Origin of the sequence: Bradyrhizobium sp. LA6.1 (assembly GCF_040547805.1) — a bacterium.
Lineage (GTDB): Bacteria > Pseudomonadota > Alphaproteobacteria > Rhizobiales > Xanthobacteraceae > Bradyrhizobium > Bradyrhizobium barranii.
In genome coordinates this window covers 83,305-103,983 of the sequence record NZ_JBEPQK010000022.1, presented here as the reverse complement: position 1 = coordinate 103,983, position 20,679 = coordinate 83,305, and the positions used below count along the sequence as shown (strand labels likewise).

Below are 20,679 nucleotides of genomic sequence, written 5' to 3'. Positions count from 1 at the left end.
GTCAGGTGGTTTGCGACAGGTACGGTTAGATGCTTGCCAAGGACATTCTTCGCATCGTTCTCTACGGAGTAGGGCTCAGCTCGCTCGGAGCGGTGATCTATCTCGCCGGTCCCTTCATCGCGTTCGGCGACTGGCGGCCGCTGGAGAACCATATCGTCCGGCAGATCGCTATCCTGCTGCTCACCACGGTCGTGGCAGGCATCGTTGGCCTCAATCTGTTCAAGCGGCGCAAGGGTGCCAAGGAGATTGCCGATGGCATCGCTGGTGCGGACCAGCCTGTCAGCGATGAACCGGTGCTCAAGGAGCGCATGAAGGATGCGCTCGCGACGCTGAAGACCGCCAGCGGCAACAAGTCGGGCTATCTCTACGATCTGCCGTGGTACGTCATCATCGGTCCGCCCGGCGCCGGCAAGACCACGGCGCTGGTCAATTCCGGGCTCAAATTTCCGCTCGCGCGCGGGGCGACGCCCGCAGCGATCGCGGGGGTCGGCGGTACGCGCTACTGCGATTGGTGGTTTACCGAGGAGGCGGTGCTGATCGATACCGCCGGCCGCTACACGACCCAGGACTCCAACAGCAAGGCCGACAAGGACAGCTGGCTGGCGTTCCTGGACATCCTGAAGAAAAGCCGGTCGCGCCAGCCGATCAACGGCGTCCTTGTCGCCATCAGTATCGAAGACATCCTGACGCTGCCGAAGCAGGAACTCGCACTTCACGCCGATGCCATCAGGATGCGCCTGCTCGAGTTGCATCAGAGGCTCAAGGTCAGCTTCCCGGTCTACGCGCTATTTACCAAAGCCGATCTCGTTGCCGGCTTCACCGAGTATTTCGCCTATCTCGGCGAGGCCGGCCGCCGCCAAGTCTGGGGTGCCACGTTCCAGACCGCAGACAAGACCCAGAATCTGGTGGGGCAGATCCCGGTCGAGTTCGACCGTCTGCTGGAGCGCCTGAGCGAGGAGACGCTGGACCGTCTGCAGGACGAGCCGACGCCCCAGCACCGCGTGCAATTGTTCGGCTTTCCGGCACAGATGGCGCGGCTCAAGCCCCAGATCCACGACTTCCTCAACCAGATCTTCGAGCCGACGCGCTATCATTTGAACGCGAACCTGCGCGGTTTCTACTTCACCTCGGGTACGCAGCAGGGCACACCGATCGACCAATTGATCGGGTCGCTGGCACGTACGTTCGGCGCTGAGGAGGTCGGTTCCGGATCCTATTCGGGCACGGGCAAGAGCTTCTTCCTCGCCGATCTGATTTCCAAGGTCATCATCGGCGAGGCCGACTGGGTCTCGACCGACCGTGCCGCGGTGCGCCGCGCGCTGATCCTGAAAACCGCGGCCCTGTCGTTGATCGGCCTGGTCTCGATCGGACTGATCGCAGCCTGGCTGATGAGCTACAAGCGGAACTCCGATTTGATCGAGCAAAGCCTGCAGGCGGATAGCGAGTATGCGGCTGCCGGCGCACCACTTATCAAGCAGACGCTGATTGCCGATCATGATCTCGACAAGGTGCTGCCGCTACTCTACCGGCTGCGTAACGCCCCGGCAGGCTACGGATCGCGCGGCGAGTCGGTGCCTCTGTCGGCCCGCTACGGGCTCAGTCAGCACGCCCGGCTGCTGTCGCCCTCGAAGGCGGCCTATCATACGGCGCTTGAGCGCATGTTCCGGCCGCGCCTGCTGTATCGCCTCGAGGAGCAGCTCAATGCGCGCATCAACGAACCTGCCTTCGTCTACGAGGCGCTCAAGGTCTATCTGATGGTCGGCGGCCTGCAGTCGCCGGACCGCGAGCTGATCCGCTCCTGGATGCAACGTGACTGGGCGGACAACCTCTATCCTGGCGCCACCAACGCGGAAGGGCGGCGTCTGCTCGACGAGAACCTCGTGGCAATGTTCGACCTCGAGACCGAGCAGCCGCCGCTGGTCGAACTCGACGGCCGGTTGATCAAGCAGGCCCAGAGCTCCTTGGCGCGCCTGAGCGTGTCGCAACGTGCCTACGAGTTTCTGAAATCGGAGGCTCGCGCATCGACCGCTGGCGACTGGATCGCTAGCCGCCATGGCGGACCCGACATGGGTGTCGTGTTCGAAACCACGACGGGGCAGCCTTTGGACGTGGTGCGGGTACCTGAGTTCTTCACGTATAACGGCTTCCATCAGAAGTTCGTCGCCCGGCTGTCCGGATTGTCTGAGCGGATGAAGCGGGAGCGATGGGTTTTGGGTGATGCAGGCCAGCAGTCGGCCATCGACCAGCAGTACGACAATCTGGCCGGTGATCTGCTCAACATCTATTCCAACGATTTCGTGACGACCTGGCGAACGGCGCTCGGGAGCCTGCGCCTGAAGAAGCTGCTCGCCGACAAGCCGAAATACGAGGTGCTGCGGGCGCTTTCGGCGCCGACCTCGCCGATGCGGCAAATTCTGGAATCGGTGCGCGACGAGACTGTGCTGACCAAGGAACGGGCGAAGCCGGCAAACGCTTCGGCGCCAGCTGCCGCACCGGCGCCGGCACTCTTCACGAATGCCCAGGATGGACCGCCTGGCGCGACGATCGAGGCGCAGTTCAAACCTTACCACGCGGCGCTCGAGGGCGAGAGCACCCGCCGGCCGATCGACTCGACCGTCGCGAACCTGAACGACATCGCGCAGAACCTGACGTTGATCGTCGAGAATCCCCAACTGACAGCACAGGCCACGGCTGCGCTTCAGACCCAGGTCGCAGCGCTCCGCAACAATGCCTCGCGCATGCCGCCGCCGTTCTCCGACATGCTGCGCGCAGCAGCCGCGGAGTTCGAAGGCAGCATCGCGGCTTCAACCGCCGGGCAAATCCTGCAAACGTTGCGCGATCAGGTCACGCCGGTCTGCCAACAGACCGTGACCAACCGCTACCCGTTTGTCCGCAGCAGCGGCCAGGAAGTCCCGCTGGCGGATTTTGCCAAATTGTTCAGTCCGAATGGCGTTATGGACAAGTTCTTCACCCAGTACCTGGCACCTTATGCCGACACGTCGCGGTCGGACTGGGCTTGGCGCAAGGAGAGCCCCGTTGGTCGGTCGTTCTCGCCCGACACGCTCAAACAATTCCAGAATGCGGCCTATATCCGGGATGCGTTCTTCCAGACGGGCGGCGGTGTGCCCGCCGTTTCTTTCGCGATCCGGCCTCCTGGGGCACCGGGGCCAGGCGTGACCGTTAAGACCGAGATCGGCGGCACCACGATTGCGAGCCCAACCATTCCCGGACCGGCCACGTCGTCCTTGTTCGGCGGTCCGCAACCGACGCCACCGCCACCACCACCGCCACAGAGCAACTCGCCAACGACCGTCCTATGGCCGGGCCCAGCGCCGCGAACGGCAATTTCAGTTAGTAACGACACCGGCGCGCCATCCGTGCTTGAGCGCATTGGTCCCTGGTCGCTATTTCGGATGCTGGAGGCGGGCTCGTTGGTTGTGAAAGCGGAAACGGCCAGCGCGACTTTCATCGTCGCGGGGCGCGAGCTCAACTATCAAATTTCGACTGGGTCGTTGCGCAACCCGCTGAACCTGTCAGTGCTGCGCGAGTTTCGTTGCCCGACCGGGATATGACCATGCGTTGCGGGCTATTCGGCAAGATCGGCGCCAAGCGCGATTTCATCGCGATCGCGACCCCGCGCAGCTTCCTTGAAGCCTGGGAGCCGTGGGTACAGGCCGCGCTGTCAGCAAGTCGCCACCAGCTTGGCCCAGGATGGCAGCAGGCCTTTCTGACCGCTCCGGTCTGGCGGTTTTGGCTCGGCGCCGCGATCTGCGGCACGACAGTGGCGGGTGCGATCATGCCCTCGCTCGACGGGGTGGGGCGATACTATCCCTTGACCCTGCATGCGGTGACCGGCGAGGCCGTCTCGCTGCCGCCGCCGAGCATTGATCCGCAGGACGAATGGTTCGGGCAAGTGGAAGCGTTCATGCTTTCGACCCTGGATCGGGCCGCAACCTTCGAGCAGATCTCCGATGCATTGGATCGGCTTGCGGTGCCACGACTGCAGGAGACCATCGCCGGCGATCCGCCGATCACGTCGCTTGGTACTGCGGCAATGGGAAGGGCTTCGGCGGTCGACGCCTTCGCGGGGTCGTTTGCAGCACTTTGCGCCGCCAACCCACAGGTCTACGCCGCGGCTAGCTTCTGGTGGACCGCCGGAGGGGAAGGCTTTCCACCAATGGCGCTGAGTTGCCGCGGACTACCAGATCCGTTTCACTACATCACGCTGCTGACCGGTGATCTCGGCCACGCGGCATCCGGGAATGGATGACACGCGATGGTACATATTCCATCCTTGTTCGATGTTGGTAGCGTCACCCATCCCGGACGGGTGCGGGAGCGGAACGAGGATTCATGTTTGGTACGAACCGACGTCGGCCTTTGGGCGGTCGCCGACGGTATGGGTGGTCACGAGGCCGGCGATCTCGCCAGTCGCATTGTCGTGCAGTCGCTTGACGCGATCGGCACGCCAGAATCAGCCGCAGACCTGCTGGCGGAATGCGAGGAACGGCTGTTCAGCGCAAACCAGCAGATACTGGCGCTAAGTCATGAACGACAGGGGGCCACCGTCGGGACCACAGCGGCGGTTCTGCTCGTTCGCGATAGCTACTATGCCTGCATATGGGCGGGTGACAGCCGGGTCTACCTGATCAGTCGTGGCGCAATTAGCCAAGTGTCGCATGATCACAGCGAACTGGAGGAACTGATCGCCGAAGGTGCGCTTTCGCGCGAAGACGTGAATGATTGGCCGAGCAATGCCATTACTCGTGCCGTCGGTGTCGCCGATGATCCGGAATTTGAGGTGGTGACAGGCCCGGCCGAGCCGGAAGATATCTTCGTGATCTGCAGCGATGGCCTGACCAGGCACGTGCAGGACGACGAGATCCTGCAGCACGCGGCTACGCGACGCGCCCAGGCGGCTTGCGATGACATGCTCGCGCTGGCTCTTGATCGTGGCGGGCTTGACAACGTGACGATTGTGATCGTGCGACTGCTGACGCCACGATCTCAGGAGGCGACAAGATCTCCGCTCAATCGGGAGCCGCAACCATGACCCCGAACGATGCGTTCCGATCGTCCTATCACGGCGTGCCGCCCGGCACGCGTCTCAACGGCATTTACGAGATCGAAGCGGTGATCGGCGCGGGCGGCATGGGTGAGGTCTACAAATGCCGCGAGATCCAGACTGGATCGCCTGTTGCGGTGAAGATGCTGCTGCCCGACATGGTTGACAACGAGGCGGCGCTCGCGCTGTTCCGTCGAGAGGCCGCGGCACTCCACAATCTTCCGCATGACGCGATCGTTCGCTACTTCCTGTTTACCGTGGAGCCGGCGCTGCAGCGACCTTATCTCGCGATGGAATTCGTGAATGGCCGCTCGCTCTCGAACATGCTCGATGATGGGCCGTTGACCTTCGAGGCGCTGACCAGGCTGATGCAGCGCGTCGCATCGGGACTGGAGGCCGCCCATGAGCACGGCATCATCCATCGTGACGTTTCTCCGGACAACATCATCGTTCCGCTCGACGACGTCAGGCGGGCCAAGATCATCGACTTCGGCATCGCGCGGTCGACCCAGATGGGTGACAAGACCATCATCGGCTCGGGCTTCGCCGGCAAGGACAATTACGCATCGCCGGAACAGGTTGGGTTGTACGGCAATGACGTGACTGCGAAATCCGATGTCTACAGCTTCGGTCTTGTGCTGTTCCATGCGCTGACCGGACAGAAACTCGACATGGGCGGCAGCCAGTTTCAACTGGTGGAGAAGCGCCGGCGTGTGCCCGATCTCGGTGCTGTTGATATGCGAATCCGGCCTTTGCTGGAGCGGATGCTGCAGCCTGATCCGGCATTGCGCCCGACCATGGGGGAGGTCGCCAGCTGGACGCCAACCGGTTCGGCCCAGACACCGGCCGCGCCGTTATATGGCTTCGATCCGCTACGGCGGCCGGAAAGCGCGGCGCCGGCGTCGCAGGACAGGATGCCGTCGACCGCGCGGAGCGCGCGCGGCCTCTGGCTGGGGGCGGGCGTGGCGGCATTGTTGCTGCTGGTCGGCGGTAGCGGATATGCCTTCTACAAGCTGGTCTGGTCAGCGCCCGGTACCGCGGTCTTGCCGCCACCTCCGAAACTCGCTGGAACAATGGTGCCGCCGAAGGTCGAGCCCGCTGGACCACAGTCCGGACGCCAGGAGACAGAGAAGTTGTCCGCGCAGCCGACGGCAACGCCGTCTCCGGCGCTCGATGGGCCGGGGCGAGCTGAGCGCATCCGCAAATACGTGGCCCAATATTCTGGCGGTGACTGCTTCTTTGTCTTGCCGATTGCTGTGAGCCCAAATGCGGCTGTCATCGAAGGGTTCGGTACCTCGACCGCCCCATTCGAAACCTTCGACAAAGCGTTTCGGCGTGAGCAGGGTTTCGAAGCCTCGGTCGGCGTCAGGCAAGTGACCCAGGCGCAATGCCCAGCCGTCAAGTTCTTGAGTCAGGTCGGGAGCGATCAGGCGCGAATGCCACGCATCACCCTGTCAGCGACAGAGCTGAAGGGCGGCGAAACCCTCAATGGGACCATTGAGAACTTTGCCAACCGCGTGGTGGAGCTGCTCATGGTGTCGGATCGCGGCGAAGTCCAGAGCCTCTCTTACCTTCTGAAGCCGGGCATCGACTCACTTTCGTTTACGCTCCCGACAGCGCGCGCGAGCGGTCCGCAATTGCTGTTGGTCGTGGCGGTTCCGCAGGTTCTGGACTCATTGCGCCAGCCGCGACCGATGGCTGCCGACACGTTCTTTCTGCAGGCGCTAAGCGAGGCTCAGCGCAACAAGGTGACCGTCATCGCGGCCGCGCGCTACGTGCTGCTCACCAATTGACCGGCACGCTCAGAATGTTCCGATCACCAGGATTTTCAGGTCGGCATCCGGCTTGAAGTCGCTTGCCGTATATTCAAGCATGTTTCCAGTAGCAGACGATGCCTTTAGCCGCCCGGGACAGAAGCTCACCAAACGGTCGCTGCCGCCTGGGTCGATAGTCAGTTTGAATGAGCGGATCGGCCCGGCCCAATTCGCGCCGGTCTTGAGCACATACGATATGCGCCGCTCCTGCAGCTTCGCGCTGTTGGTCTGGTTACTGCCCGCGCGCTTGTCGAGTTCGGCGAGGAACGTATCCTGGACGCAGTATTCTTTCCGGTAACGGGCGACTTCCTGAGCGAGTGCGCCGCTGCGGCGCAGGCTTGAGCGCAGGATGGTGTCGGGACTGGAGCCGACGCTCGGCCGGTACTGGTGTTCGACCAAGACGGTGCGCATGGGCGGAAACACCTGCTGGCGCACAGCCGAGGTCTTGATAACCCAACCCGGCGCATATTGCTGCCGACCGTTGTCGCTCATTCCCGCAGGTATCAGAAGTCCGTCGTCCACGAGCCGGGCCCGGGTCGCCTCGGGCAGGTCGTTCACCCGGATCTCGCGGCTACCAATCGGCAGCAGCGGCAATTTGAGTTCGTGGAGCAGGGCACTGACATCCCTGTTGCCGACCATGGCGCGCTGATCGACGGTCAGCGGCGCCGGGCTGCCATCGACCTTGGTCTCGAAGTCGACGAAGTTGATCGGATCATTTGACGGCAGTGCGATGTTCTCAGCCTCCGACAGGTCGATGTTGGGCAGCGGGAAGGCAACGGTAAGCGTGACCGGCTTGGCGGTGACGTTGGCGAATTGGTAGCGAACGCTAATCCTGTCGAGCGCGATACGAAGGTTCTCGCTCTCCATGGCCACGTCATTGGTGCGTACGAACTGGAGCCCGCCGATCGACAATTCCGCCGCCGAGTCGTTGGCGCGTGCCGGCCAGCCCGTCGCAACCAGCAGCGCGACCATCAAGGCCCGTATCCAGAACGATGGTCGGGGGGAGGGTCCGTTCGGCAAGCTCGTCTCGATGCGGCGTCGCAGCATATGCTGGTTCCATCCGATGCGGGTCATTCGATCGGCTGATAAAGATCGCCCCACTCGGACTTCCAGACCCCGTCTGGATCGCACACTACGAGCGCGAGCTTTACGTCGTTTGCCAGCCGGATCGCGCCGCGAAAAGCATCCTGAGCCGGCAACTGCGCGCTGACCTGGTCGGTGGTCAGCCGTCCCCCGCTCGCGGCGGCCGGCAGCACGATCGATCCGGAGATGCCGTCATTGTCGCGTTTCAGGACAAGCGTGATCGCGTCGGGCTGGACTTCGCTCACCTGCTCAAATCTATTCCGGGCCATGTTTTGCACCGCAAGCTGAAGACATTCGGACTATCACCGTCCAGTGATAGATTGAACGTGATTGAGATTGCTCACCACTAATTGACGCGCCGCATCAACGGCATCTCGGATTAGTCGATCCGACGCGGCGATCGGTTCGGGGTACATTGAGGCGAACATGCTTCGTCCAAATCATTGGATCTGGGTCTTCATCGTTGGCGCTGGCATGCTTGGAACCAAGGCGTACGCCGACGATACTGTCGTACGCAGCTTTGCCGGCGGTTCGGCTGCTTCCATGGTCGGCATCGTCCCGGCCAGCGAGGACGTGGAACTCGCGGGACCGCAAGCACTCAGCGCCGACGGGCAGGGCAACCTGTTTGTGCTCGATCAGATCAACGGTCGCATCCTCCAGTTTGATCCGAAACAGCCGAGCTCAGATCCTGACGTCCTCAACATGCCGAAAGACGTCCAGCCGACGGATCTCGTCGTCCACAACGACGACATCATGGTTTGGGACGGCGGCGTACGGACGCTGAAGGCGGCGCCGGGGCAATCCACGCGCGGCCTCGGTGGTGATGTGATCCAGCTTGAAGAGGTCTCGAGCCGTGGCGCGGACGACCAGGTCGCCGTCTCGGCTTTTGCCCAGATGGGATCACAGGCGCCAGGCAGCGCCACCGACTTGCTCGACCAGAACACCCGCGCGGCCATCATCAAGACGACGCGGCAGCCCGACCGGCAATATGTTGCTACTCGAAGCAAGGGCTCGGTGATCGCCGATATCATTCCGGACAAGGGCAATGCCAGCGTACGGGTCGAAATCCAGACCATGGTCACCAACGAGACGATCGGCCAGCTCGGCCTGCGGGTGCGCAACCAGCTCGGCACGGTAGAGTTTCTCGAGATTGACAACAGTGACCGCTTCTATGTGCTGGCGGAGGACGTTCCGCCGTCGGGAAAGAATGCCTCCACGTTCGTCGCACGCTATGCCGCGAACGGGCGTCTCGAAGGAATCTACGAGCTTCCTTTGGAAAACACGCCGCTGACCCGGCGGTTCGTCACGGTTTCGGGCGATGGCGATGTCTATTTCCTGCGGACCAAACCGGACGGTATTGAAGTGGTCGGCGTGGGCTTCAGGCCTCTGACCAACGCTTCGATTATCGACGTGCGGCCGTCGCGAACGGCAGCCGCGCCGGCACCGCAATCCGGCGTCAAATTCGACGCGTCGGCCGCCGTGAGACCGTCCAATCGCCAGCAGGCGATCGAGACAGCGTTTGCGTTCGAGGGCATCCAGTGGAAGCTGACGCAGGCGAATTACGGCAACGATCCCGACAGCCAATGCAGCGGCTTCAGCCGTGTTCGTCGGCCGTGGTATCTGCAGGGAAAGGTGAATCAGGAGGTCCGCGGCGTACCCTATTGCTGGGGCTGCCACGGTTCGCTCGCGAACTTCCGGCAGCGGATCGAGAGCGGAACGCTGGCTGGCAATGTGTGCACTCGCAATGCGCCACGGCCGGATGTGGCTGGCGTCGACTGTTCGGCCTTCGTCAGCGCCGCGTGGGGGCTGTCCGTCCACTACACGACTGCCGCTATCCCCGCGATCGCAGCCCCGGTGGCAAATCCCTGGGACCTGAGGCCGGGCGATGCGCTGAACAAGCCGGGCTCGCACGTGATGTTGTTCCTGCGGTTCACGCCTGATCGCAAGGCCGAGGTGATGGAATCCTCGACCGGCGGCTGCAACGGCCGCGTCTGCCGCAACGTCTACCCGTTGGCGAGCCTGCTTTCGCGCGGCTACGTTCCGGTCCGCTTTCGAGCCTTCGCGGACGATCAGACGGCAGTTTCAGCGAGCGCCTATCAGGAGACCGAACAATCGCCGGCGGGCCGCAAAACGGCAAGCAAAAGGCGCTGAACCCGGTGTGTCGCCAGAGCTACAAAATGGGTAGGCATGATGTCGAGGTGGATCACGATGCGGATGCCCAGAGGATTTGATTGCGGGATCAGGCGGCTATGCGCCACCATCGGGCTCGCTGCGTTGATCGGGCTGATAACCCCTCACGCATATGCGGCAGGAGGACTGTCGATCAGCAATCCGGACGGGGCGGCGGTGCGCGCGCTCGTGATCGGGATCGATGATTATCAGCACGTGCGGAAATTGAAGGGCGCGGTCGCTGACGCCACTGACATCGTGACCAGCTTGAAAGGCATGGGGGTTGGCGACGTCGTCGTACTGACGAACGCCCAGGCCGACAGGGCAAGCGTCCTGCGCGAGATCAGTGCACTGGTGGAGCGGACCAAGAGCAACGACCTCATCTTTCTGTCGATCGCCGGTCATGGCACCCAGGAACCGGAGCGCGTCAAGGGCTCGGAGCCGGACGGAATGGAAAACGTGTTCTTGCTGCCAGGCTTTGAAACTACGCCAACCGGGTCGGTTGAACGTGTTCTAGGCAGTGAGTTCAACCATTTCATCCGGCAGTTCGAGCTGCGCGGGGCGAGGGTGATCTTCGTGGCTGATACCTGCCACGGTGGCGGTATGGTGCGCGATATCGATCCGCGTGCCGCTGAGATGAGCTTCCGGCAGGTTCCGCGCTACACGTTGCTGGTCGACGAACTGAAGCCGGTGTCGGACAGCAACGATCCGAAGTCAGAACTCGATCTTGACCACACGGCGTTCCTGGCTGCGGTGGACCGCTACACCAAGGCGCCGGAAGTCCGCATCCCTGGCATCGATGGCCTGCGCGGGGCTCTCAGCTATGCGATCGCGCGGGCGGTGGAGGGGAGCGCAGACATCAATCACGATGGGAAGGTGACGCTCAAGGAGCTCTTCAGCAATGTTCGACAGGTGGTCTATCAGCTCTCGGACCAGCGCCAGAACATCGTGACCATATCATCGCCGCCTCAGACGCCGGATACCGACGTCGCCTTCGAATTGACGCGCGGTGTCGTGCTGATTCAGGGGCCGGCCGCGAGAGCGGCCTCTGGGCCGGCCGGATCCGGGGCCATCGAGGGACAGGCGCCCGCGCCGCCGTCTGTCACGGCCAAGGCACCAACCATTCCGACCCTTGCCGCGGCGGCGACCAAGGAACTTCCGACCGGCGACGCGCCGGGGCCTCTCCGCCTCGCTGCACCAATCCGGCTGGCGGCGCTCGACGGCAAGACAAGCTATTTTGTAAGCGTGAAGCCAAAGGATGTTCCCGTGCAGGCGGTTCAACCGACGGACAATCCCGACCTGATCTGGGATCCCGTGTCGCACGACGTGATCGCGTGGGGCGACGTGGTCGCCTACGGGATCGACGTTGCAAACTTGCCGACGGTAGTCGATCGGACAGCGGCAATTCGTGAACTGAAACGCATTGCGACCCGGTCGCCGCAGATCATGCGCATCTGGCCAGACGATCGCCAACAGCGTGCTGGTCAGACTGTCGAAGTTGACCTGTCTGATGTGGCGTCAAGGGCGGTGCTGCTGTTCAATGTGTCTGGCGATGGCACCATCCAATTGTTGTATCCGGTGGGTTCTGATGCGGCGCTGGCCCGCTCGGCGAGTTTGCGCCTACCGCTCAGGGTCGGCGAGCCGTTCGGTGCGGAACAGATTGTTGCGGTGACCTCGCAGCAACGCATGGTAGATCTTGAGACGGCCCTGATGCAGTTCAACCGGCGTCGCGCCTCGGGGCAAGTGATCAAGAGTCTCGAGCGTTACTTGCCCGCAGACGCGCGAATCGCCTCGATCGGCTTCTTCAGTGCTCCCTGACGCTTAGGGGAGCAGGCCATGCCGTCATCGCAGCCGATCCGCCAGGCGCGACCATGGCTCGCATTCCTGCTGCTACTGGCGGGTAACGGAGCTGCGCCCGCAGCACCATTGCCGACGGCGTCGTTGCATGTCGGCACGACGTACGCACGTTGGCTTTGGCCTGTACAAGCGGTGCGCGGGCAGACCAATGCCGCGAGTGTGTCCCTTCAGATCCTGCCGAGCCAGACCGTCAACGTCGGCGGCAAGGTCTCGTTCGGCGTCACCGCCAGGAAGACTGGATATCTCATTTTGGTCGACGTCGACGCGGAAGGGCGGATGTCCCAGATCTTTCCGACCCCCGAGCTATTGGCGCAGTCGAACGAACGCGACATCAATCTCGTCAAGCCGGGTGTCGAATTTGTTGTTCCTGCCCCGGCGGCGCGACAGCGTGGTTTTGAATATGTCGTCGCACCGCCGACGGGGTCGGCAGTGATGATCGCCATCCTGAGCGAGCGACGCGTGCAATTGCTCGATTTGCCTGATATGCCCCGCAAGCTGGAAGGTCAGGCCGACGCGTTGAGCTATCTATCGGCCTGGACCAGCGAGCTGCGCGTGCCGGACAACAGCAGCGGAAAGCTCGTGACGAACAATTGGTCGTTCGACGTCAAATCTTATTCAATCAAGTGAGTCCTGTGAAGCTTGGGTCATAGCTTGCTCAGTCGGCTGAAAAAGCCACCCCGGGCGATCATGTAATGAATGTCCTTTGGAAAGGGGAAAGCGCTGCGAACGTTGGAAATTGCGTGCTGGAGGAATTCCCCGCGCTGCGGCGCTGGCTTATGCCGCGGCTGGTCCGCGACCTGCGGTATCATGAAGCGATCCACGAAAGCCGGGTCAAGATCGTTGACCCTGACCATCTGGCCAAATGCCGGGAATAGATCGTGATGACCCAAGCTTACGCTGAGGTTCTTGAGGGCAGGGCGCTGAGGCTGAGTTTGATTGCCATCGGTCGTCGCCAGCCCACGCCCGATCAGGTCCAGCTTCACCGATTGCGGCAGAGTTGATGGACCATACACGATCTCGAGCGCCCGGCCGCTCTGTCCGGACAACCATTGGTACCAGAAGGTCGCATCATCGGGCCGCGCATTGGCACCGTAGAGGCAGTCAAATCCCCAACAGGCCGTCAGCTTGCCCTGATACTTTCCAAGGCTTCCGACGAGATTGCGCATGCCGTTACCGCCGCCGGAGTGGCATGCGATGATGAGTTTGCCGATCTGGAGCTGAGGAATGGACGTCGAGGAGAGACTCAGGAACCTGGCAAGAGCTCCAAGGATCTCCTCAATATAGCGTTCGCCCCAGTTCGCGGTTGCCAGGTCAGACACGCTGTAGTTTCCGGCAAAGGTGTCGCCAACGGCATATTCGTAGCCCAGGAACGGCGCGATAAGCACTACGTCCTTGCCGGAATCCCGGACCTGTTCGCGCAGCCGCGCTGGATCGCTGTGGAAGAGGAATTCATGGTTTTTGACATAGAAGCCGTGAAGCCAGATCACGACGTCGAACTTGGTGGCAGATGTTGGGTGCTTTGGCGGAAGATAAACCGCCGTCGGCTTCATGCCGGGGGCCTGCCGCTTCGTGAAGAGCGTCACCCCGGGAAAGGCGTTGGCGTCCTTTTGCTCAAGGTCACACGCAACCACGCAGGTCGCTCCGCTTCGGCCAATCCAGGCACGGACCTGGATGACCCAGTGTTAAGCTCTGCCGCCCGTCACACCTTCTCGACACCAAGATCCGCGCGGCCTCCTGGCCTTCCATGACGCCGTGGCAGCCTTGCGCGTTGCTAGTTGCAGGACTCGACATTACCCACGTTGCCCCCGGGGCCGCCGCCGCCACGGTATTCGAGGTGGCAGCCGCTTCTAACCTGACGGCACAGAGATTGATCGCAAACGACCTGACCACCGCCGCCGCCGGACCTCGCAGTTGCTTGTCGCCGCGGAACGTCGGCTGCCGGCGCCGGCCTCTCGCGTGCCGAACGATCCGCACGTGACGGACGCTCGTCCGTGTTGCGCTTTGCAACCGGTTTCTTCTCGCGTCGCTTCTCGCATTCATTGTCGTCGTTGAGGAACGAACCCTCGGCACAGGTGATCCTGCTGCACTGGTCACCGTCAGCCTTGTAGCCATGATCACAGATCAGGGGACAGATCCGGGACGGCTTGAGCTTGATTGCGTCAAGCGCGTCGAGACTTGCGAGCTTGGCGTCGAATTTGGTTCCCGCGTGCTGGTTGAAGAGAGCCAACGAGCGCTGTGAGGCCGCATTCCATTGGCCATTGACGGCGCCGGTGAAGCAGCCGACGCGGCTCAATTCGCCTTGTACAGACTTGGCGATATCTACGGACTTGGAGAGATCGGCCTTTGCGATATCGGTCTGGCGCGGCTCGTCGCTCAGCGCGGCAAGCTTGGGCGTCTTGCTGTCCTCAGCGGGCGTAGTGGCCGCTGGCTTATCCGCGACGGTACTCTCAACAGCCGGCTTATTCCCGGAGAGTGCAGCGACGATTGTAGATTCGGATGCAATACGTTTCCGTTCCGCCTCTGCGGCCTGCTCCTGCGCCGCTTGCTTCGTCTTCTCGGCCGCAATCCGGGCCTCTTCCGCAGCCTTCAGATCCGCGGCCGCCTTCTCCTGGTCGGCACGCTGGGCGCCCTGGGACATCAGGCGAGCTCGCTGCTGCTCGGCCTCCTGCGCTTTCGCCGTGGCCGCGACACGTGCGTCCTCGGCGTCGAGCTGATTGAGCTGCAGCTTGGCCAGATTTGAGTAGTATCCGTCCGGATGTTGGGTCAGGAACGCGTTCAGAGCAGGCTTGTTGCGGAGCTGCAAGGCCAACTCGTAATCACGTCGAATTTCCGACTGGGGGTTGGTTGCCTGTACCGGCTCCTCGGCCTTGGTCGCCGGAACAAGCGCAACGTCTTCGCCGCCGAGCGAGCCGTAGACATAGGGTTCCTGTCGGTTGCCCGTGGCTTGCAAGACATCGTCGCGGACGAAGCCGAAAGCCCTTCGCAAGTCGAGCCCCGGCTTTGCGATGTACTTCACGAGGGCCGTCGCGTACGGGCTATTCTGGCTGTTGCCATCGAGTGCGGTTAGTCCCGCTTTGGCGGCAAACGCGATCAGCGTGTTGGAGACGGTGGGCTCGACCCTGGCCAGTCCGCGGCTGATCGATCGCGAGGCAACTGTACGTTTCATCGAGTCGGCAAACGGATTGTTGCGGCACGCGTCGACGATCACCACGCGTAGTTGCCTCGCAGGCTCAATCGCCAGCAGGACGCGGTCGAGCGAGAATGCTTCGTCGTAGATGTCCGTGTCTCGTTCGAGTCTGGCGTCAGTCGGGATCAGATAGTTTGTCCCGTCGATCTCGATACCGTGGCCGGCGTAGTACACCAGGGCTATGTCGGCATTGCGGGCCTGATCGGCGAATTCTCTCAAGGCCCGCCGCATATCGGTCGCGGCGAGGTTAAGTCTTGAGTCAACCACATCGAAACCTGCCCCCTTCAAGGTTGCGGTGATAGCCGCAGCGTCGTTGGCCGGGTTTGGGAGCAGAGGGGCGTTTTGATAGTTGGCATTGCCGACCACCAAAGCCACGCGCTTTGTCGCCCAGGCTGGCTGACAGGCCAGGAACAGCGAAGCGGCGAGAAGAAGCAAAACTCGAAGGTGCCTGTACACTCTCATGGCGAACACCCAACCTATGCCCGTAGAATGGCGACGTCGCGAAGATGGCCGCATAAGAAATGACTTTTGAATTCGTACGCTACCGGCGGCTGCCTATCTGCATACAGTACCAAACTCGAGCCCGATCCATTCCTATGTGTTGTTGCGAAATGCGGACGCGTTCAAAAGGCATGGAAGATATTGCGCCGGGCGCTGTCCGCCGATTCATGTGGATGATAGGCGCCCGCCAGTGCTCTGCTGAGGGCGCGATCACAACATAAGATATTGATATAAAACGGTTATTTTTCTGGAGGCTGCTCGTGGCAGCGCGGCACAAGGCCTCCGGCTTGGTTCAAACTCGAGTTCCGCTGAGCCGCACATCGAGGAGACGTGAAGCGCGGTGTCAGGCCTGCGGATCGATCGCCTTGGTCGAGAGCTCCGGTCCGGCCTGATGAGCTCGCCGCCCGAGTCTCGCGGGGATCAGACCTGCAGGGATCAGAAAGGGCGTTGCCGCGGCATAGACGTCATATTCAGGGAAGGCCAGTCTTAGAATCCGCTCTTCGTTGATCATTCGTCGGCACTGAATCATCGCAACTACGATGGCGATGAGCACGGCAAGTGGTGAAAGGACCTGAAGTGTGACACCGACCAACGCAATCCCCTCACATAGGTAGAGGGGATGCCGGACGACTCGATAAGGCCCTTCCGTCACAAGGCGCCTCGCCTCCGGTAGAATGCTGAAGGATTTGCCCAACCAGCGGAGTACCACGATAGAAAGCGAGATCCCCACCAGGATCAACGTCGTGGACAGAGCCGACCAGATCGGGCCGAGCTCTGCCTTCGGAAGAAAAGCGAGTGCGACGGTCGGAAATGCGCCCAGCAAGGCCGAGACCCGCATCTCAACGCCCATCGACTTCATTGTCGGGACCAGCCGGGTCATGGTTGTCAGTGCAACGAGTCCGAGGAACAGGACGTTGGCAATACTGGCTGCGATCATCAGCAAGTTGTCCACGCTGCCCAACGGAAGGCGATGGATGCTGGCGGCGCCAATGAGAGCAGACCCGCCATAGACGATCACGATGGCCACCCTGGAGGTCCAGTCCAGCCAGGGATTGACGCCGCCGGCGATCCGGTTCCTGGCTGTCCCCTCCTGGCCGACCTTCGCGTCAGTCACAGCAGTGATCTCGCTCGCTCAAAATCTGCCTCACTAGACGCCAGGCCCCTGGAGAGGTCAATTGGCTGGCCACATCTCCGGGCGCGGCCACACCAACCGGTCCCGTGCGGTTCCACATTCCGCGGACCTTCCGGATCGTCGAGTTGTCATTGAACCGAACCTGTCGTGGCGACACGAATGATAAAGCGCATAATTAAACAGTAGTACTGCCATGGGTTTGCACGGATTCGTGAATTTGCGCCGAATCTTGTTCCTTCTTCCTGTGCTGCTGCTCTTCTTCTGTCAGCCGGCATGGGCGGGGAATCGCGTCGCACTTGTCATTGGCAATTCTGCCTACAAAAACGCGGCGCCACTTTCGAATCCCGTCAATGACGCTGCGATTGTCGAGGCGACACTAAAGAACGCAGGTTTTGACGTTGTGCAAACCCGCCGGGATCTTCAGGCGATCGAGATGCGGCGCACGCTGCGCGATTTTGCCGATCAGGCTCGCGACGCAGATGTGGCCGTCATCTACTACGCCGGTCATGGTATGGAGATCGAAGGTACGAACTATCTGATCCCGGTCGACGCCACCCTCGAGCGCGATACGGATGTGTACGATGAGGCGTTTTCGCTCGATCGCGTCATGCTGGCCATTGAACCGGCAAGGCAGCTGCGACTTGTGATCCTCGACGCTTGCCGCAACAATCCTTTCTCCGAAAAGATGAAACGGACGGTCGGCTCGCGGTCCATCAGCCGGGGCCTTGCCCGAATTGAGCCGGCGACGGCGAATACTCTGGTTGCCTTCGCCGCCAAGGCTGGCTCGACAGCGTCGGACGGCAACAGCAAGAACAGTCCCTACGCTGCCGCATTGGTCAAATATATCGGGACTCCGGGTCTGGATTTGCGCAGAGTGTTCGGCTTCGTTCGCGACGACGTCATGAAAGCGACGGGCAATCGGCAGGAGCCCTATGTTTACGGCACGCTTGGCGGCGACGACGTGCCGCTGGTGCCCGCCAAGGAAACAGCCAAGGAAACAGCCAAGGAGCCAACCAGGGAACCAGCCAAGGAGGCCGCGAAGGAAGCTGCTCCATCGCCAACGCTGCGATCCGAAATACGGCGCGACTACGAGCTCGCGCTGCAGGTTGGCAACAAGGATGCACTGAACTTCTTCATCGTCCAATATCCGGATGGTTACTACGCAAGTCTCGCAAAGCTTCAGCTCGCCAAAATCGATGCGGAGGAGAAGCGTGTTGCTGCGGCCGAAAAGGCGCGTCAGGCCGAGCAGGAGCAGGCGCGGCTCGTCAACGAGGGCGCACAACAGATGCAACTTGCCAAGGCGGCGTCGGATCTGAAGGCAGCGCAGGAAGCTCGGGCCGCCGCCGAGGCCGCCAAGGAAACCGCGCAGCATCAGGCTGCTCAAGCCGAACAAAGGCGTGTCGCGGCTGAAACGGCACCTGCCGCGAAGAACGCTGCACCATCAGCAACAGGGCAGCCGCAAGAGGCGAAGGCAAACACGGACACAAAAGTGGCAGCGCTCCCCAATCCACAGGCTCCCGTGCCGCCACCTTCGCCGGCTGAGCTGGCAAAATCGGTGCAAACCGAATTGCGCCGGGTCGGTTGCCTCACGGGATCGGCCAGTGGGGAGTGGGATGCGGCGTCGCGGCGCTCGCTTGAGCTGTTCAATCAAAGCGCCGGCACCAAGTTCGATACCAAGATGGCGAGCGCCGATGCGCTCGATGCGATCAAGCTCAAGCCGGCGCGGGTTTGTCCTTTGATTTGCGGATCCGGCCTCAAGCGTGACGGCGATCGCTGTGTCAAGATTACCTGCGCTGCGGGTTACTTTCTGAATGGCGACGATGAATGCGAGAAGCGCAAGGTCCGTCAGGCCCCGTCCGCAAGACTTGAACGAAGGGAGAGGGAGGCTGCTCCTGCAAGACCCGCAAGACCTGAGGCCAGCGCAAGCAACAAGCCGGAAGGCGGCGGAATGCCATTCATGTTCTTCCTGCCCTGAAGATTTCAGCCGATATCGTGTAGCGCCGTGTTCAAGCATGCCGTTCGAGTCTGCATCGGCCATTCTGAACGTAAGCCCGGCCCCAGTCTTTCCTTGCGAAGACTTCCGGGTCTTCGCGACACATTTTCCAGCTGGATTGGCCGACCCGCGCACCGGGTCACATGCTCGTCTGACCCGTTTCATGTTCAGTCGATGAGGCGGGAGAAACGTGGCTCGTTAGTCGCCGTTGTGGCTAACAAGGGTCAAACAGACCGCTCACGCGATTGCTGCCGCGAAAGCGCATAGGAACGCGAAGTGAGCATATTTGATTGCCCTCTGGCCGGCAGCTGTTGCCGTAGCTGAGGACCGGACAGCGTCTTTCCGGCTGTGACCATCTTCGAAAGACGGCGCAGGGAGATACGATCGCAATTTCGGACTTCGGAGAAGCTGATGCCCATTCCGTTGAGGATTTACATCACGCCATTTGCCGACAGGGGGGTCGTTGAGCCCGGGCAATGGAGCAGCGACACGGCCAAGAAGGCGCTCGACGTGGTCAATACGATCTGGTCAAAGGCCAAGATCGCGTTCGTGATCAGCGATTGCTTGATGGAGAAGCCGCTCGACATGGCAAAGAGCGCGCGCAGCAATGATCAGCGATTGCTGGGTGTTCTTGCCTCTCGGCACGATCCGGACAATGCCATCCACATCTACCTCGTCAATTCGATTGAAAATCTATCCGCCGGCGGAAGTTCATACCCCAATAGCGAACCCGAGCCGGCAAGCTTCGTCCAGTGGTATGGCAATGACCACGCCAATGGACGCGCCTGGGCTCACGAGCTTGGCCATCTGATGAGCCTCGATCATGTCGAGATCGACTATTCCAATGAGAAGCAGGCGGCGCAACGCGTCAAGAACCTCATGACGAAAGGATTGAGCGCCGGCTCCGACTTGACTGGCCAGCAGATCGATGCAGCCAAGGGCTCAAAGCTGATCAAGCGATTTGGCGGATAAGTCGTCGGCCGACCGCCGAAGTCGCCGTCGTCCTGCAGATCGCGTGTCCGAAGCGGGGGAACGTCCTCCTCGCGTGGCGATCTCCGCCGAATTCAGAAAAACGACTACATTGTGGCAATCGGCGCGGTCATTTCGGCACGGGTCTGGAGCCCGATCTAATCCGCCCATCCAGGCATGGGCCGGACAACGGCGCGCGCTTAATGGGCGCTTAATGCTTTTGCGCAACAGATAGATCACCAGCGCGGAATTAGTCCTAGTTACGAGTGCGAGCCGAGCTCCCGGAGGAGGGGAATCGGATGGGACTGCTTTTTGTCGGAGTGCTGGCGGGAGTCCTGATCGGCTTTGGCTGGTTTGCGCCTTCCCGAGGGTATTTCCTCGGATGCGCGTCACGACCCTGTTTCGCTGTCGCCCAACCCGCGCAGCCAATGCCGACGGCGTTGGCGCAAGAGCCTGCGGCTGTCAGATCGAGTTCCGCAACGCCGGCAAGGCCCGGCAAGACATCATCTCCGAAATCTCCGAAGAAACGCGGATCGACCGACCTTGCCAAAGCGGCGTCCCCGCGGACGAGCATCAGCGTCCCGGCATCCGAACGGCCCGCGGAAATGCCGGACCCTGCTCTGGACAAGGCGAAGGTTGCGATCGCGACGCAGATGAAGGGGCCGGAAACGGTCGAACTCAGCGACGTGAAGCGCGCAATGCGAAAGAACATGTTTGGACGCCCCGTGGATACGATTTGCGGCCGCGTGAAAGGAAGAAGCGCGTCAGGCGGCGAGACTGGCGAGAGGCCGTTTCTGTATCTCGTGAAGGAGGATGAAGCATATGTCGTCGACGGCAAGTCAGGGTCGGCGGCATCAACGGCGTATCGAAATATCTGCAATTAGGGATGCGTCGACTGCGCCACCGCGC

General features: G+C 61.7%; 15 protein-coding genes. 10 read left to right on the top strand and 5 right to left on the bottom strand.

Features of this window, described 5'->3' with window-relative positions; all coding sequences use genetic code 11:
* The first annotated feature begins 29 nt into the window (after positions 1-29).
* Genes tssM through ABIB99_RS37580 form a run of 4 tightly spaced genes read left to right on the top strand, consistent with a single transcriptional unit; the run spans position 30 to position 6,858 of the window.
* Positions 30-3,572 (top strand): type VI secretion system membrane subunit TssM, encoded by a 3,543-nt coding sequence (gene tssM / locus ABIB99_RS37595; protein ID WP_354180682.1) that lies wholly within the window; start codon positions 30-32, stop codon positions 3,570-3,572.
* The gene (gene tagF / locus ABIB99_RS37590) at positions 3,569-4,270 is read left to right on the top strand and encodes a type VI secretion system-associated protein TagF (RefSeq protein WP_354116447.1); all 702 of its coding nucleotides are present in this window, start codon (positions 3,569-3,571) and stop codon (positions 4,268-4,270) included. The genes tssM and tagF overlap by 4 nt, the downstream gene beginning before the upstream one ends.
* Positions 4,271-4,276: 6 nt before the next feature.
* Positions 4,277-5,053 (top strand): PP2C family protein-serine/threonine phosphatase, encoded by a 777-nt coding sequence (locus tag ABIB99_RS37585; protein ID WP_354180680.1) that lies wholly within the window; start codon positions 4,277-4,279, stop codon positions 5,051-5,053.
* Positions 5,050-6,858 (top strand): serine/threonine-protein kinase, encoded by a 1,809-nt coding sequence (locus tag ABIB99_RS37580; RefSeq protein WP_354180678.1) that lies wholly within the window; start codon positions 5,050-5,052, stop codon positions 6,856-6,858. Before ABIB99_RS37585 ends, ABIB99_RS37580 begins: the two co-directional genes overlap by 4 nt.
* A 9-nt stretch (positions 6,859-6,867) precedes the next feature.
* On the opposite strand, the gene ABIB99_RS37575 is transcribed toward ABIB99_RS37580, so the two are convergent.
* Positions 6,868-7,851 (bottom strand): DUF4424 domain-containing protein, encoded by a 984-nt coding sequence (locus tag ABIB99_RS37575; RefSeq protein WP_354180770.1) that lies wholly within the window; start codon positions 7,849-7,851, stop codon positions 6,868-6,870.
* 98 nt (positions 7,852-7,949) lie between these two features.
* Positions 7,950-8,231 (bottom strand): hypothetical protein, encoded by a 282-nt coding sequence (locus ABIB99_RS37570; RefSeq protein ID WP_166343409.1) that lies wholly within the window; start codon positions 8,229-8,231, stop codon positions 7,950-7,952.
* 157 nt (positions 8,232-8,388) lie between these two features.
* Between ABIB99_RS37570 and ABIB99_RS37565 the strand changes: the two genes are divergently transcribed.
* From ABIB99_RS37565 to ABIB99_RS37555, 3 genes are all read left to right on the top strand, one after another.
* Positions 8,389-10,113, top strand: coding sequence for an NHL repeat-containing protein (locus tag ABIB99_RS37565; protein ID WP_354180675.1), 1,725 nt, complete (start codon positions 8,389-8,391; stop codon positions 10,111-10,113).
* A gap of 57 nt (positions 10,114-10,170) precedes the next feature.
* Positions 10,171-11,949 (top strand): caspase family protein, encoded by a 1,779-nt coding sequence (locus tag ABIB99_RS37560; protein ID WP_354180673.1) that lies wholly within the window; start codon positions 10,171-10,173, stop codon positions 11,947-11,949.
* Positions 11,950-12,072: 123 nt separating this feature from the next.
* Positions 12,073-12,615: a DUF4384 domain-containing protein gene (locus ABIB99_RS37555; RefSeq protein WP_354076898.1), complete on the top strand. Its 543-nt coding sequence runs from the start codon at positions 12,073-12,075 to the stop codon at positions 12,613-12,615.
* 17 nt (positions 12,616-12,632) lie between these two features.
* Here the strand turns inward: ABIB99_RS37555 and ABIB99_RS37550 are convergent, their stop codons facing one another.
* The 3 genes from ABIB99_RS37550 to ABIB99_RS37540 form a co-directional block, all read right to left on the bottom strand.
* Positions 12,633-13,619, bottom strand: coding sequence for an alpha/beta hydrolase family protein (locus tag ABIB99_RS37550; RefSeq protein WP_354180671.1), 987 nt, complete (start codon positions 13,617-13,619; stop codon positions 12,633-12,635).
* 140 nt (positions 13,620-13,759) lie between these two features.
* Positions 13,760-15,637, bottom strand: a complete 1,878-nt coding sequence (locus tag ABIB99_RS37545) for a caspase family protein (protein WP_354180669.1) — start codon at positions 15,635-15,637, stop codon at positions 13,760-13,762.
* A 382-nt stretch (positions 15,638-16,019) separates the two neighbouring features.
* Positions 16,020-16,790: a methyltransferase family protein gene (locus ABIB99_RS37540; RefSeq protein ID WP_354096554.1), complete on the bottom strand. Its 771-nt coding sequence runs from the start codon at positions 16,788-16,790 to the stop codon at positions 16,020-16,022.
* Positions 16,791-17,001: 211 nt separating this feature from the next.
* On the opposite strand from ABIB99_RS37540, the gene ABIB99_RS37535 reads away from it, so the two are divergent.
* The 3 genes from ABIB99_RS37535 (at position 17,002) to ABIB99_RS37525 (ending at position 20,654) form a co-directional block, all read left to right on the top strand.
* Complete coding sequence (locus tag ABIB99_RS37535; RefSeq protein WP_354180666.1) at positions 17,002-18,783, top strand: caspase family protein; 1,782 nt, start codon at positions 17,002-17,004, stop codon at positions 18,781-18,783.
* Between the two features lie 429 nt (positions 18,784-19,212).
* On the top strand, positions 19,213-19,773 hold the full coding sequence (locus tag ABIB99_RS37530) for a hypothetical protein (protein ID WP_071911392.1): 561 nt from the start codon (positions 19,213-19,215) through the stop codon (positions 19,771-19,773).
* Positions 19,774-20,069: 296 nt separating this feature from the next.
* Positions 20,070-20,654: a hypothetical protein gene (locus tag ABIB99_RS37525; protein WP_354180664.1), complete on the top strand. Its 585-nt coding sequence runs from the start codon at positions 20,070-20,072 to the stop codon at positions 20,652-20,654.
* Positions 20,655-20,679 lie beyond the last annotated feature (25 nt).